Source organism: Winogradskyella jejuensis (assembly GCF_900129745.1).
In the GTDB taxonomy this organism is placed as follows: Bacteria; Bacteroidota; Bacteroidia; order Flavobacteriales; family Flavobacteriaceae; genus Winogradskyella; species Winogradskyella jejuensis.
Genome location: NZ_FQWS01000001.1, coordinates 1,419,225 through 1,432,757, shown reverse-complemented (window position 1 = coordinate 1,432,757; position 13,533 = coordinate 1,419,225). Strand labels below are relative to the sequence as shown.

Here is a 13,533-nt window from a genome sequence, read left to right as displayed (position 1 = left end):
CTTTTTTATTTTTACCCTAATTAATTATCCATTTATGGCCTCATCTTTTGACAACTATCAAAAACGAAAACTCATCTCTTCTTACATCTCTGTAGTGATTAGTATTGCTTTGGTTTTGTTTATCTTGGGATGTCTTGGGCTGCTGGTAATTAACTCCAAAAAAGTGGCAGACCATTTTAGAGAACAGGTAGTCATAACCATTTATTTAAATGATACTGCTAAAGATGTTGAAGTAAAACAACTCGAAAAAAGCTTAATCATGGCCGACTATTCTAAAAAAGCGGTCTATGTTTCCAAAGAAGAAGCTGCCGAATTAATGAAAGCGGATACAGGCGAAGATTTTATGGACTTCTTGGGTTATAATCCTTTGAAAAATTCGATTGATGTTTACTTAAAAGCTGAGTTTGTAACCACTGAAAAACTCACTGAAATTTCGGAATCAATTTCCGATAAGAGCTTTGTAGAAGAAATACGCTACGATAATGACCTTGTTGAATTGATGAATGACAACGTAAAGAAAATCTCGCTTTGGGTATTAATTATCAGCGGGCTCTTTACCTTAATTGCGGTGTTGTTAATTAATAGTTCTATACGATTAGCGGTGTATTCTAAACGTTTTATTATTAAAACCATGCAAATGGTTGGAGCAACTAAACGTTTTATCCGCCGACCTTTTGTTTGGCAAAGTGTAAAACTAGGCATTATCGGCGCTGTGATTGCATTAATAGGCATGGCGGTTATACTTTATTACCTTGACATTACATTTTTAGAGCTTCGCCTACTCGAAAACACTCTTCTTATCGCTGCACTTTTTGTTGGAATATTTCTACTAGGTATTCTTATTACTTGGCTAAGCACGTTTATTGCGACGCAACGTTTCTTAAATTTAAAGACGGACCAGCTCTACTATTAACAATTATTACAGCAAGTTTAACAGCATTTTACCATTTTTATTACAATAACGGAATAGAACTTGAGTTATACTTACACCAAAACCCTAACATAAGCTAATGACATAACTATACGCCAACCAAAGAGAAGTTTAACTTAAAAATCTTTGATTATGAATCGTATTGTATTTGTAGGTTTATGCCTTGTAGGGATTATGGTTTTTGTGTTTGCAAATGCAGACCAAGATTTGAAAGAACAGCCTAAAACTAAGATAGCTAAAGAACACTATCAAGGCGAGTTCAATTAGACTTTAAAGTCATAACTACAGTAAATGCTCAATATTGACTAAAAATTTCAATGTTGAGCATTTATTTTTTTGATGACCTTAACAATACAATCACAAATAATATGTTTACTTTGCAATACCTATAACACGAATCATGGGCGAACAAAAACGAAAGCAAACATCTAAATCCAATTTTATTTTCGGTAAGAAAAACTACAAATGGCTATTTATCGGTTTAGCCTTTATTGCTGTTGGTTTTATCTTAATGGCCGGTGGCGGTAGTGATGACCCTAACGTTTTTGACGAATCTATTTTTCACTGGAGACGTATCCGTTTAGCACCGACTTTAGTGCTTATTGGTTTTGGTATTCAGGTGTATGCTATTCTTTTAAATCCGGATAAGGAAGAAAATTCCAAAGATTAAATTTTTAATTTCCAAAATACATACCTTTAAATTCAGTTATTGATGGATTGCTTTTTTCTTGGAATTTGCAACCCGATAGTTGATATTTGCCAACATGGAAATAATCGATGCCATTGTATTAGGAATTATTCAAGGGTTAACCGAGTTTTTACCTGTCTCATCTAGTGGACATTTAGAATTAGGAAAAGCTATTTTAGGTGATAATTCTATCCCAAAAGAAAGTTTATTATTTACCGTTGTATTGCATTTTGCAACAGCATTAAGTACAATTGTTGTTTTTAGAAAAGACATCTTATCGCTACTCAAAGGCATCTTTAAATTTCAATGGAATGAAGATTTACAGTTTGCTGTAAAAATTGCCATTTCAATGATTCCTGCAGTCATTGTTGGTTTGTTTTTTGAAGAACAATTAGAAGCCCTTTTCGGTGGAAATATTCTACTCGTCGGTTGTATGCTTATTATTACAGCGTTACTTCTCTTTATGGCAGATAAAGCAAAAGACACACAGAAAAAAGTAAGTTTTAGTAATGCTTTTGTCATTGGTATTTCTCAAGCGATTGCGATGTTACCAGGAATTTCGAGGTCTGGCGCAACGATTTCCACTTCGGTATTATTAGGAAACGATAAAACCAAAGCTGCTCGATTTTCGTTTTTAATGGTCGTGCCATTAATATTCGGAAAAATTGCAAAAGACATTTTGGGAGGCGAGCTCACTTACGACTCAACCAACTTTACACCATTGGCCATTGGTTTTGTCGCTGCATTTATCGCCGGGCTTTTTGCTTGCACTTGGATGATTGCTTTAGTAAAGAAAAGTAAGTTGTCTTATTTCGCGATTTATTGCGTTATTGTTGGGTTGATTGCCATCTGTTTTTCATTATTCTTTAGTTAATATGAAGACAGAAGAAGACTTTAAAAACGGACAAGTTTTATTAATAGATAAACCACTAACGTGGACGTCTTTTCAAGCTGTAAATAAACTGCGTTGGGCGATTAGAAAAGCCTACAACATTAAAAAAATAAAGGTTGGTCATGCCGGAACTTTAGACCCTTTAGCTACTGGTTTGTTAGTGATTTGTACGGGTAAAATGACAAAGCAAATCAACACCTTTCAAGGTCAAGAAAAAGAATACACGGGTACTTTTGTATTAGGAAGCACAACACCTTCATATGATCTTGAAACTGAAATCAACGCCACCTTTCCTACAGAACATATTACCGATGCTTTAATTCATAAAACTACCGAACAATTTACAGGCGTAATCAATCAATTTCCACCCGTATTTTCTGCGATAAAAAAAGACGGAAAACGCTTGTATGAATTTGCTCGTGCTGGTGAAGACGTCGAGATAAAATCACGTCAAGTCGAAATTACAGAATTTGAAATTACTGCAATTCGTGGATTGGAATTAGATTTTAGGGTCGTTTGCAGCAAAGGCACTTATATACGTTCTTTAGCGTACGATTTTGGAAAAGCGTTAAACTCTGGCGCACACCTTTCCGTTTTACGACGTACGCGTATTGGAGATTTTAAAGTTACAGATGGCTTAACACCCGAAGAATTTATTGCTACGATTCCTTTAGAAGGATAAAGGTTAACCTAATCGTCACCCTGAACTTGTTTCAGGGTCACATTAAGTGATTCTATTTAAATCAATAAATTATGTGATGCTCAAACACACTTCGACTGCGCTCAGTGGGACAGTTTAGCATGACGAAACAGAAATATATAAACCTTTTCATGCTTATAAACGTATATCATTTAGGTACAATTTTTGCTCTAAACAACTAAATGCAAAACATAGATAAATATAAGGCTGGACTCATCACTTTCCTCTTAACAGGAATTGTGGTGTTTTCGTTGTTTAGTTTTCATTTAACTAAGACACCAAAACTCATTGCCGAAACTATCTATGAGGTTGAGGCGAAAACTGAAGAAGAAATTCAGCAAGAAGAAGAGCAAATCGAAGATTTAAAATCGCCAACGACTAACAAAGCTTTTAATGAGGATGAAGAGTTTAAAAAACTCATGAAGAATTTTAAAACTGTTAGTTCAGACGATTTTGAAAAAACGACGAAAGCGTTAGAGGAAAGTAACTCTGAAAAAGAAGTTGAAACCGAAACTAATTCTAGTTTTGAAGCGAATAAAGCCTATGCTCTAAAACAGAAAGAGACAGAATCCTACAAGAAACTTCAAGATTTACTAAATAAAAAACAGAATGGAATTGCAGAACATGCCTCTGGTGGCAGTACACTAACCTATTCTCTAAAAGACCGTAGACTTCTTAATTATAACACGCCGAGATACCTGTGCGAGCGTTCAGGGAAGATAGTCGTAAACATTAAAGTTAATGGGCAAGGACAAGTTACCGAAGCTTATATTAATGGCGCCTCAAATAGTGGTAATGAATGCCTTACTGAACATGCTTTAGAATATGCAAAATCGGTACGATTTAACAACTCAAACCGTACGGACCAATTGGGTTCCATTACTTTTTATTTTAAAGGGAAATAATTTTTCTTAGGCTAATAAATCTACTAAATCCTCAATTGTCGATTGCCCTTTGTCTTTGTTATACCAACGTTGCAAGTCTTCTTTAAATTCTGGAGTTAAGCCACCATGTTCAGCTTTGTAATCATTAACCATATTAGTAGCAACAGAAGGTCTAGGACCAAATGTATTTTCTACTTCTCCAGTTTGGTTATCTATCATAATTAACTTCGGAATTGCTTTGCCGCCATTGGTTAAAAATGCATTCATTAATCCGTCGTTTTCATCACGTAAAACCACCTTATAATCAATGTTATCATTCAATTCAGCAATCTTATTAATTACAGGCATAATATGTGCTGCATCGCCACACCAACTTTCGGTAATAACTAGCCAAGTTACTTTTCTTTCAAAATTATGAACCTTTGTTTTAGCCTCTTCAGAAACTTTTACAGTCTTGTCCCAACGCTTCATGCGTCGGTCATTAAGCATCGTATAATTAACTAATGCTTCTGTTTTTTCAGTGCCTGTTGTAGAGTTATTTGCGGTTAATTCTTCAACTAAGTCTCTGTAAGCTTTATAAGACATACTCTTACCTAAGCTTTCTGAAATTATATCTTTTATCATTTTATCTTCTAAAGTTTCCATATTACAAAATTAATGTTCTATTGCCTAAAATTGTGCAACAGTTGTTACATTAGTAGTGTAATATCAAGAAACTTACATTATGAAGATTTTAGAGGTTACTAAAGGCATTATCATCATTCTATTCTTTGTGCTATTAGCAGGTGTTTACCTGAAATTATTTAAGAACAGGATGATTACCGAAAGCATAACCTTATTTGATTTGAGGCATGTTTTAGTTGGAATATATGTTGTTATAAAACTTATTGAATACGGTATTAAAAAAAGAGGAAGATAATGGAGAAACACAGATGCGGCTGGTGTGTTGGAGACCCACTTTATGAAGCTTATCATGATTTAGAATGGGGTGTGCCAGTTTACGCAGATGACCAATTATTTGAGTTTCTGATTCTTGAAACTTTTCAAGCTGGATTAAGTTGGATAACTATTCTTCGAAAGCGTGAAAACTTTAGGAAAGCTTTTGATTTTTTCGATTATAAAAAAATCGCCAACTACGATGACGATAAAATCGCAGATTTGCTTAGTGATTCTGGAATAATTAGAAATAAACTTAAAGTAAATGCTACTGTTAGTAATGCCAAAGCCTTTATGAAAGTGCAAGACGAATTTGGCTCATTCTCTAAATACATCTGGGGATTTGTTGATGGGAAACCGATTAAAAATAAGTTCAAAAATTATAAAGATGCCCCTGCAAATACACCGCTCAGCGATAAAATAAGTAAGGACTTAAAAAAACGAGGTTTTAAGTTTGTAGGTTCTACCGTAATTTATGCCCATATGCAAGCCACAGGAATGGTAAATGACCATGAGGTGTCTTGTTTTAGATACAATGAAGTATAAACTATAAGAACCTTAAAAATTCTTTTCGAGAAATATAGGTTCCGCCGAGACTTTCTAAATGATTGGTGTGAAGCTGACAATCAATCAATTTGTAGTTAGAATTTTGTACAAAATGGATAAAACCATATTTACTTGCGTTGCTCACTTTTGTAAACATAGATTCTCCACAAAACACACCGTTACCTACATCAACTCCGTAAAGTCCACCAACCAAGACTTTATCTTGCCAAACCTCAACTGAAATAGCATAACCCAACTCATGAAGCTTTGTATAGGCTTCTATCATATTATCTGTAATCCATGTGCCATTTTGCCCTTCTCTATAAGCCTCAGAACAATTGGTAATTACTGAACGAAAATCTTTATTCTTAGTGACCTTGAATCTCTTCTTTTTAAAAAGAGGTTTCATACTTTTTGAGACTTTAAGCTCTTCTGGAAAAATAACAAAACGCGGGTCTGGAGACCACCAGAGAATAGGTTCTTCTTGTTCAAACCAAGGGAAAATTCCAGAATTATAGGCATGAAGTATACGTTCAGGATTTAAATCTCCTCCTATAGCAAGTAACCCATCTGCTGATGCTTCGGATACTCTTGGGAACTCTATTTTATCATTTAAAAAGTACAAATCTTTATTAACTACAACGTTGTAGTATGCTTTAGTAGTGTTAAATCAGGCGATTAGCTTTGGTAAATTAGCTTTTTTTCTCATATTTGAAGTAACCTTTATGTTACGAATTTTGTTCATCATTGCTTTTTTTTGAGTTTGTTCGTAAAGGTTAAACCTAAAACCACAATATTAAGTCCTGATTTTATCAGGACTTTTTTATTAATAAAAAACCCATTCAACAGAATGGGTTTTATTTTATCTATACTCTTTAAATTGACTAGAAAGGCAAATCGTCATGCTCTTCTGTGTTTAAATCTGTAGCAGGCTCAAAAGCAGCAGCTGGCACCACTGGTGGCATGTCTGCTGGTGCAGCTTCAGATTGCACAGCCTCTATACGCCAACCTTGAATGGAGTTAAAATACTTAACCTCTCCTTGTGGATTTGTCCACTCACGACCTCTAAGATTAATATTTACTTTTACCTGTTGTCCTACTTGATAGTTGTTTAATAAGTCTGTTTTGTCTTGAACAAACTCTACCATTATGTGCTGTGGGTATTGCTCTTCTGTGGTTACTACAAGCTCGCGCTTTCTAAATCCATTACTACCAAAGGTTTGTGTCTCTCCAATCACTTTGATTCTTCCTTGTACTTCCATGTTGTAATTTATTGATATTATTTAGTTTTTTCTTTTGCTAGTAGCATTAATAATGCTTTTTCAGCTTCATTCTTTTCTATTAAATCTTTTGCTTTTTTATGAATAAAATTTTCAAAATCATTAACGTGCGAAATATTAGCGAACTCCTCCGAGGTTCTTAGATAATTTTCTACTTCAGAATCACTTGGAAAGGCTGCTAAATTACCTAAAATTCCTAAATCATTACCCGATAATACAGAACTTTTTATCACCGATTTAGGCAATTTATCAACACCTATTCCTAATGTTGTTAGTGGTTTTGGTATTTCAAAAAATCCATCTTTGGCTCGACTGTAATAACTGCCTCCTGCTCTTGCTACTAAATCTAGCTTTTTTTGATTGACACTTCCGTTTTCATCCAAAATAGCTTCGGACATGTGAATTTTTAAAGCCTCACAAATAATTAAGTTTCCTGCACCACCTTCTGTACCCAGTTTTACAATTTCATTGACTTTACATTCAATCTGTATTGGAGATTCAGCCACTCTAAATGGTTTAACCAAATCTGATTTCAACATGGTTAATCCCGCTTTTTCAAACTCATTAACGCCCTCAGGATACTCTGTACTACTCAACGACATCTGCTGTACGATATCGTAATTAACCGTATTAATGACCACTTCTTTGACCTCTTCAACATTTTCCAAAGTATGCTTTGTAGTATTATCTCTAACACGACGCGCAGGAGAAAATATGAGAATAGGTGGATTAGCACTAAACACATTAAAAAAACTAAAGGGCGATAGATTAGGGTTACCGTCTTTATCAATAGTACTCGCAAATGCAATTGGCCTAGGCGCCACAGCACTTAGCAAATATCCATGTAATTTAGCTGTTGTTAGGTCTTTGGGTTGGTAAGAAACCATGTAAAAGTTGTTTTCATCAAATATAATGATAATGCTAAGGATATAAAATGAATTCTATAGCCTTTAAGAACAATAAATTTTACATAATTACATTATATTTAGAACCATTAACTAGCTCATAAATGCGTCTATTTCTTAACAGAAATGTAATCCGATGGATTATTATCATTTCATCATTTGTAATTGTTTCCTTAATTCTTTGGAACACTTATGTGTTTTTTCAGCATTTTAAATCTGAAGAACGCGCCAAAATGAAAAGCTGGACTTTTGCCTATTCTGAATTTGCAAAAGCGGCACTTGATAATTCTGAAAATTTAGATGATTTTGAAGTTAATCTTGTAGCTGAGTATATAGTTTTAGATTCCACCTTAAATACTCCAATGCTACTTATAGATAATGATAAAAATATTATCAGTTATAGAAATATTTTTGGAAAACCAAGGCTCTCTGAAAAAACTGAAATAGCAAAAGTTTTTAACGATAGTATAGACGACACTTATGTTGAAACAAATAAAGATTTTCTTATTTCAAAATTTGAAAAAGAAAATCAACCCTTAATTATGGAAGATTTAGGGCACACACTCTATTATGGGAACTCATCATTAATTAATCGTCTAAAATATTATCCTCTCGCTTTATTGCTAATTATTTTTCTATTCGCAGCAGTTGTGTATTTCTTTTATAAAAGCTCAAGAACAGCTGAGCAAAATAAACTCTGGACCGGAATGGCTAAAGAGACAGCCCATCAAATAGGAACACCTTTATCTTCACTAGTCGGTTGGACAGAAATACTAAAATCTGAAAACGTTAATCCAGATTACATAAAAGAAATGGAAAAGGATGTAGACCGTCTTAAAACCATTACCGAGCGTTTTAGTAAAATAGGCTCTGTCCCTGAGCTAAAATCAAGTGATATTGTTTCTGAAACAAAAGAGTCTTTTGCTTACCTACAATCTAGAACATCGAAGCTTATTGATTTTAATATTGAAATACCCGAAAAAGTAATCAAAGTAAAATTTAATGAGCAGCTTTATAGCTGGACTATAGAAAATTTAGTGAAAAATGCCATCGATGCCATGAAAGGAAAAGGTGAGCTTAACCTTAGTCTAAAAGAAAATGACAAACAAGTGTTGATACAAATATCTGATACCGGAAAAGGTATCCCTAAAAGTCAATGGCAAACTGTTTTTCAACCAGGTTATACTACAAAAAAGCGTGGTTGGGGACTTGGATTATCTTTAGCTAAACGCATTATTGAAGATTATCATAATGGCAAAATAAAAGTTATTCAATCCGAACTGAACAAAGGCACTACTTTTCAAATCGCTCTAAAAAAACATGTTTAAAACTAGAGTTATGAAAGCTTCAAATTATTTTACATTAAAAGAATTTCAACTAAACAATAACTGCCCCGAGTGTTACAGTAACGAAGGCCTGCAACTTACCTTTAAACAAAGAATGACGGAGAACATCTTTTTTAAAGCTATTACAAGTGATACTTCTAACGAAATGCATTGTAAGAACTGTAATACTACAATTTACCCTGTACGTTGGGATGATGATATAGAACGTGTTGTGGCTTACCACGAACGTGCTATTGTACCTAAGAAAAGTTCTTGGAAACTTAAACCATTTGGCTATGTATTTATAGCAATAGACATATTACTATTTATAGTCATAGCGCTTGTAATGCTTGGTATTATTAAGCTCTAGTCAAATGTGCAGCAATAGAAGCCGCTAATGCTTCAAACTCCTCTTTTGATAGCTTTTGTTTTGAGACAAATCTAGCATCTTCCATAGTATGTAATGGAATTAAATGTACATGTACATGTGGCACTTCTAAACCAATAACAGACATCCCTATTCGCTCGCATGGCACTGCTTTTTCTAATGCTTTTGCAACTCTACGTGAAAATGCCATAAGCCCCATATATGTAGATTCATCAAGGTCAAAAATTTTATTGACCTCTTTTTTTGGAATGCACAATGTATGACCCTTACTATTTGGATTTATATCTAAAAAGGCATAAAAATCTTCGGTCTCAGCTATTTTATAGGAAGGTAGTTCGCCATTAATAATTTTTGTGAAAATTGATGCCATAATTAAGGGGATTAGGTATGTAAATATAAAAAGATTCCTGCTTAAGAAGATAGACAGGAATCTTAAAAATTATAATTTGTAATGCGTTTTATCTAGAAATCTCTAAGATATCAAACTTCATAATTCCGCTCGGCACCTGTATTTCGGCAACATCTCCAACAGATTTACCTAATAACCCTTTACCAATTGGTGAGTTTACAGAAATTTTTCCTGACGCTAAATCCGCTTCACTCTCTGCGACCAAGGTATAGGTCATTTCCATACCGTTAGTTTGGTTTTTAATCTTCACTTTAGATAATGCCAAAACTTTTGATGTGTCTAGTTGAGATTCATCTATAACGCGAGCATTAGCTAAGGTTTCTTCCATCTTAGAAATTTTCATTTCTAACATTCCTTGCGCTTCTTTTGCTGCATCATATTCAGCATTTTCACTCAAATCGCCTTTATCTCTAGCTTCGGCAATAGCTTGTGACGCTTTAGGTCGCTCAACATCTTTCAAATGATTTAACTCGTCTCTTAATTTTTTTAATCCTTCTGCGGTATAATATGATACTTTACTCATCTTTTATTCGTTTTTAGGTAGCAATCCGTTGGTTGCTATATTCAAAATATCCCGAAACGAATTCGGGACTTAATGAAAAAATCCCGCTTTCACGAGATAACTATACAAATATATAAAATATTTATCTGATGTGTTAATTTGTGTAAATTGCGACAAAAGAAAATTACTGCTATGAAAAACAAATTATTGGTACTTCTATGCTTAGCTATACTAGGTTGTAGCCGAAATGATAATATTAATAATTGTAACTTTTTACTTAATGTTGGGGTTAATACATCTATTAATCTTAACCTACCCCAATTTAGTCAACTTATAAATACTGGTAATTCTGTAAGACTAGAAGGACAGGGTAATGGTGGTCTAATTATTACTAGGGTTAACAGCTCTACAATTAGAGCTTGGGACGCAGCAGACCCTAACCACACTTTTGAAAATTGCTCTATATTAACCATCAATGGCATTAATGCTGTCTGCGGATGTGCAGATGCTAATGAGTATAGCCTTATTACGGGTCAGGTATTAAATGGAACTAATCAACCCTGCACACTAAAAGAATACAGGGTTGAATTTGTAGGTAATAACCAATATGTAATTTCTAATTAGAAGTTAAGTGTAACTCCTAAAAGAAAGTTTGTTCCTGCTTGAGGATAAAATCCGCCACCTTCTACAGTTGTTACTGTTCCTGGGTTTGAAAAATCATCATCAAACGTGTAGTAATATCCATTTGATACATATTTTTCGTTGAAAATATTATTTACCAAACCTGTTAATATAATAGAATCGAAAACCGATTTTGTTTTAATGGTATAATTGATGTTGAAATCATTAGTTAGGTAACTATCTAATCTTGAAAATTCCGATTCGGTATTACTTAAAAATTGCTCACCAACATATTTGGTCAGTAAAGACATCTGTAAATTTTCGTTTGGTTGAAAAACTAAAGCATTAGCTGCAACCAATTCTGGTGAAAATGAAATATCAGTTGACCCTAAATTAACAATAGCGCCATCTCTAGACACAATAGTTTCCTTGTTTTTATTAGTACTAAATGTTGCGTTTGGTTGAATTGTAAATTTTGAAGTCACCGGAATTACCGCTTCTAATTCTAAACCTAAACGGTAACTCTCACCGCTATTTGTTCTAATAGGGAAGCCTGAATTATCTAACTGACCAGATAAAACCAATTGCTCATTGTACAACATGTAGTACATATTAGCATTGAAACGCAGTTTGTTTGATGTATGTCTCCAACCCAATTCAAAATCGTTTAATTGTTCTGGTTTTACATTATTATCGTTTTCAAAGTCTGAACGGTTTGGTTCTCTATTTGCCCTAGCATATGAGAAATAGAAGCTGTTTTTATCATTCAAATCGTAAGTAATTCCAGCTTTTGGGTTAAAAAATGTAAATTTTTTGTCCACCTCAAAAACATCTAAATCTGAGTTAAGCCCTTCGGTAACATACTTTACATTTCGCACTTGTAAATCACCATATAAACTCAATTTATCATTCAATCTATAATTAGCTTTTGCAAAAACGTTGAAATCTGTTTTTTCTGAATTTCCTTCGTAATAACGTTCTTCAAAATCAATTTGATTTGCGTACTCTGCCCAAATAACTTCACCAAAATGTTCACCTTCATAACGGCTGTAAGACGCACCAAAAAATGCATTTAAGTTATCGGCTTTGTAATTTGCACTTGCATTAACTACATAAAAATTGTTATCTAACCAACGTCTACGGATATAGTCCATAGAATCTATGGTTTCCCCATCTACTGTAATAGGATTTAGACCTAGGAAATCAAACGTCGCATCTCCTGAAAAATAGATGTTTGAGTATAAATAATTATCTACATATTCCTCAAAGAAACCACGGCCGTATGTGTAGTTTAATGCCACGTTTGTTGACCATTGGCTGTTGTAACGTTGATTCCAGTGCAGTTGGTAATGATCTTGACTGTAATCATCGACTTGATTGTTATGGTAGCCTTCAAAATTGCCTTGGTCATCAAATTTAATTCCCGCAATATTGAATTGTCTGTTTTCATCAATGTTAGGGTTGAAACCAATAGCCTCAACTGTAGCTGCTTCAAATCCATACCATGATTGATATGTCACCTCATTACCAGCAAAAGTAATAGCTTTAATCAAGGTATTGTCATCTACGTAAGACCCTTGAAGAAAATACGATTTTAAGTTTGAAGATGCTCGATCTATAAAACCATCGGACTGAATGTTTGATAAACGGCCAGCAACTTCAAAATGCTTATTTAGTAAACCTGTACTAAATTTCACCGTGTGTTTTCTTGTTCCAAAGCTCCCGAAAGAATTAGCAATTTGTCCATTAGCTTCTTTAGAAACCGCATCTGTTAATACATTAATACTTGCTCCAAAGGCACCAGAACCATTAGTTGATGTACCAACACCACGTTGCAATTGTAGACTTTCTACTGAAGACGAAAAGTCTCCCAGATTAACCCAAAACGTACCTAAAGATTCCGCATCGTTATACGGAATACCATTAATAGTAACATTAGTCGATTGACTACTTACACCACGAACTCTAACACCAGTATAACCAATACCCGCACCAGCATCTGTTGTGGTTACCACAGATGGTAAAAAGTTAAGTAACACAGGAATATCCTGTCCTAAATTACGTTTTGCCAATTCTTTTTTGTCTACGTTAGAGTGCGTAATTGGCGATTTTGCGTCCACACGGACGGCTTTTACCAAAACCTCATCTAATTTTTCGGGTTTAGTTGAATCTTTTACTTTTTCTTGTTCTTTTTCTTGCCCAAAAGCAGAACATAAGCCTAATACAATAAGTACTACTGTAAGTTTTTGCCGCTTAAATTGCGACAAATTTTTGAATAAAAATTTAGTTTCGCTTATATTATTTTGAAAGACGAAACTGAATCTAGACCATAATAGATGGTTAAAAGATTTAAGTTTAAGAATACTAGATTTCATACGACTATAGCGTTTTATAATCGAATAAAAAGAGGTAATTATTCTTTATTAATAATTAAATTTCGAACGTTTAACTAGTGATCTTAAACTAAAAATTGATTTCATCTTGAATGGTGTGATAGAAAATTTTCTATCAAAATATTCAGAAGTG

Annotated in this window: 17 protein-coding genes; 10 read left to right on the top strand and 7 right to left on the bottom strand. The window is 33.9% G+C overall.

The annotated features are described in order from the left end of the window. Nucleotides 1-34 precede the first annotated feature (34 nt). From BUB95_RS06685 to BUB95_RS06665, 6 genes are all read left to right on the top strand, one after another. Nucleotides 35-913 (top strand): cell division protein FtsX, encoded by an 879-nt coding sequence (locus BUB95_RS06685; protein WP_073084534.1) that lies wholly within the window; start codon nt 35-37, stop codon nt 911-913. 150 nt (nt 914-1,063) lie between these two features. Next, complete coding sequence (locus BUB95_RS14420; RefSeq protein ID WP_262508109.1) at nt 1,064-1,198, top strand: hypothetical protein; 135 nt, start codon at nt 1,064-1,066, stop codon at nt 1,196-1,198. Nucleotides 1,199-1,331: 133 nt separating this feature from the next. Beyond that, entirely contained in the window at nt 1,332-1,601 is a 270-nt protein-coding gene (locus tag BUB95_RS06680) for a DUF3098 domain-containing protein (RefSeq protein WP_073084532.1), read from the top strand. 94 nt (nt 1,602-1,695) lie between these two features. Continuing rightward, nucleotides 1,696-2,493 carry an undecaprenyl-diphosphate phosphatase gene (locus BUB95_RS06675; RefSeq protein WP_073084530.1) on the top strand — a complete coding sequence of 266 codons (798 nt, stop codon included), beginning with the start codon at nt 1,696-1,698 and terminating at the stop codon, nt 2,491-2,493. A 1-nt stretch (nt 2,494) separates the two neighbouring features. Further along, nucleotides 2,495-3,193: a tRNA pseudouridine(55) synthase TruB gene (gene truB, locus BUB95_RS06670; protein WP_073084528.1), complete on the top strand. Its 699-nt coding sequence runs from the start codon at nt 2,495-2,497 to the stop codon at nt 3,191-3,193. Nucleotides 3,194-3,393: 200 nt separating this feature from the next. After that, the gene (locus tag BUB95_RS06665) at nt 3,394-4,116 is read left to right on the top strand and encodes a TonB family protein (protein WP_073084526.1); all 723 of its coding nucleotides are present in this window, start codon (nt 3,394-3,396) and stop codon (nt 4,114-4,116) included. A gap of 6 nt (nt 4,117-4,122) precedes the next feature. Here BUB95_RS06665 and BUB95_RS06660 read toward each other — a convergent pair whose 3' ends face one another. Further along, nucleotides 4,123-4,740 carry a thioredoxin family protein gene (locus BUB95_RS06660; protein ID WP_073084524.1) on the bottom strand — a complete coding sequence of 206 codons (618 nt, stop codon included), beginning with the start codon at nt 4,738-4,740 and terminating at the stop codon, nt 4,123-4,125. 273 nt (nt 4,741-5,013) lie between these two features. On the opposite strand from BUB95_RS06660, the gene BUB95_RS06650 reads away from it, so the two are divergent. Then, nucleotides 5,014-5,577 carry a DNA-3-methyladenine glycosylase I gene (locus tag BUB95_RS06650; RefSeq protein ID WP_073084520.1) on the top strand — a complete coding sequence of 188 codons (564 nt, stop codon included), beginning with the start codon at nt 5,014-5,016 and terminating at the stop codon, nt 5,575-5,577. A 1-nt stretch (nt 5,578) separates the two neighbouring features. Here BUB95_RS06650 and aat read toward each other — a convergent pair whose 3' ends face one another. The 3 genes from aat to BUB95_RS06635 form a co-directional block, all read right to left on the bottom strand. Next, on the bottom strand, nt 5,579-6,202 hold the full coding sequence (gene aat, locus BUB95_RS06645) for a leucyl/phenylalanyl-tRNA--protein transferase (protein WP_073084518.1): 624 nt from the start codon (nt 6,200-6,202) through the stop codon (nt 5,579-5,581). 259 nt (nt 6,203-6,461) lie between these two features. Then, nucleotides 6,462-6,839: a DUF3127 domain-containing protein gene (locus tag BUB95_RS06640; RefSeq protein ID WP_073084516.1), complete on the bottom strand. Its 378-nt coding sequence runs from the start codon at nt 6,837-6,839 to the stop codon at nt 6,462-6,464. 17 nt (nt 6,840-6,856) lie between these two features. Then, a complete protein-coding gene (locus BUB95_RS06635; RefSeq protein WP_073084513.1) occupies nt 6,857-7,744 on the bottom strand; it encodes a flavin reductase family protein in 888 nt (295 codons plus the stop codon). Nucleotides 7,745-7,866: 122 nt separating this feature from the next. Between BUB95_RS06635 and BUB95_RS06630 the strand changes: the two genes are divergently transcribed. Together BUB95_RS06630 and BUB95_RS06625 are read left to right on the top strand one after the other, a co-directional pair. Next, nucleotides 7,867-9,090 (top strand): sensor histidine kinase, encoded by a 1,224-nt coding sequence (locus BUB95_RS06630; protein ID WP_073084511.1) that lies wholly within the window; start codon nt 7,867-7,869, stop codon nt 9,088-9,090. A 10-nt stretch (nt 9,091-9,100) separates the two neighbouring features. Further along, entirely contained in the window at nt 9,101-9,457 is a 357-nt protein-coding gene (locus BUB95_RS06625; RefSeq protein ID WP_073085134.1) for a hypothetical protein, read from the top strand. Here BUB95_RS06625 and BUB95_RS06620 read toward each other — a convergent pair. Next, entirely contained in the window at nt 9,447-9,845 is a 399-nt protein-coding gene (locus BUB95_RS06620) for an HIT family protein (RefSeq protein ID WP_073084509.1), read from the bottom strand. The genes BUB95_RS06625 and BUB95_RS06620 overlap by 11 nt on opposite strands. A gap of 88 nt (nt 9,846-9,933) precedes the next feature. Continuing rightward, nucleotides 9,934-10,407: a transcription elongation factor GreA gene (gene greA / locus BUB95_RS06615; RefSeq protein ID WP_073084507.1), complete on the bottom strand. Its 474-nt coding sequence runs from the start codon at nt 10,405-10,407 to the stop codon at nt 9,934-9,936. A gap of 171 nt (nt 10,408-10,578) precedes the next feature. Here greA and BUB95_RS06610 point away from each other — a divergent pair, with 171 nt between their 5' ends. Then, complete coding sequence (locus tag BUB95_RS06610; RefSeq protein WP_073084504.1) at nt 10,579-11,010, top strand: hypothetical protein; 432 nt, start codon at nt 10,579-10,581, stop codon at nt 11,008-11,010. On the opposite strand, the gene BUB95_RS06605 is transcribed toward BUB95_RS06610, so the two are convergent. Then, nucleotides 11,007-13,382 carry a TonB-dependent receptor gene (locus BUB95_RS06605; protein ID WP_083573325.1) on the bottom strand — a complete coding sequence of 792 codons (2,376 nt, stop codon included), beginning with the start codon at nt 13,380-13,382 and terminating at the stop codon, nt 11,007-11,009. The genes BUB95_RS06610 and BUB95_RS06605 overlap by 4 nt on opposite strands. Nucleotides 13,383-13,533 lie beyond the last annotated feature (151 nt).

Bases quoted from the DNA above. Each gene is read 5' to 3' on its own strand.
- BUB95_RS06665 (WP_073084526.1), top strand. From the start codon at position 3,394: ATGCAAAACATAGATAAATATAAGGCTGGACTCATCACTTTCCTCTTA.
- BUB95_RS06685 (WP_073084534.1), top strand. From the start codon at position 35: ATGGCCTCATCTTTTGACAACTATCAAAAACGAAAACTCATCTCTTCT.
- BUB95_RS06680 (WP_073084532.1), top strand. From the start codon at position 1,332: ATGGGCGAACAAAAACGAAAGCAAACATCTAAATCCAATTTTATTTTC.
- truB (WP_073084528.1), top strand. From the start codon at position 2,495: ATGAAGACAGAAGAAGACTTTAAAAACGGACAAGTTTTATTAATAGAT.
- BUB95_RS06640 (WP_073084516.1), bottom strand. From the start codon at position 6,839: ATGGAAGTACAAGGAAGAATCAAAGTGATTGGAGAGACACAAACCTTT.
- BUB95_RS06610 (WP_073084504.1), top strand. From the start codon at position 10,579: ATGAAAAACAAATTATTGGTACTTCTATGCTTAGCTATACTAGGTTGT.
- BUB95_RS06625 (WP_073085134.1), top strand. From the start codon at position 9,101: ATGAAAGCTTCAAATTATTTTACATTAAAAGAATTTCAACTAAACAAT.
- BUB95_RS06675 (WP_073084530.1), top strand. From the start codon at position 1,696: ATGGAAATAATCGATGCCATTGTATTAGGAATTATTCAAGGGTTAACC.
- BUB95_RS06650 (WP_073084520.1), top strand. From the start codon at position 5,014: ATGGAGAAACACAGATGCGGCTGGTGTGTTGGAGACCCACTTTATGAA.
- BUB95_RS06630 (WP_073084511.1), top strand. From the start codon at position 7,867: ATGCGTCTATTTCTTAACAGAAATGTAATCCGATGGATTATTATCATT.
- BUB95_RS06635 (WP_073084513.1), bottom strand. From the start codon at position 7,744: ATGGTTTCTTACCAACCCAAAGACCTAACAACAGCTAAATTACATGGA.
- greA (WP_073084507.1), bottom strand. From the start codon at position 10,407: ATGAGTAAAGTATCATATTATACCGCAGAAGGATTAAAAAAATTAAGA.
- BUB95_RS06660 (WP_073084524.1), bottom strand. From the start codon at position 4,740: ATGGAAACTTTAGAAGATAAAATGATAAAAGATATAATTTCAGAAAGC.
- BUB95_RS06620 (WP_073084509.1), bottom strand. From the start codon at position 9,845: ATGGCATCAATTTTCACAAAAATTATTAATGGCGAACTACCTTCCTAT.
- BUB95_RS14420 (WP_262508109.1), top strand. From the start codon at position 1,064: ATGAATCGTATTGTATTTGTAGGTTTATGCCTTGTAGGGATTATGGTT.
- BUB95_RS06605 (WP_083573325.1), bottom strand. From the start codon at position 13,382: ATGAAATCTAGTATTCTTAAACTTAAATCTTTTAACCATCTATTATGG.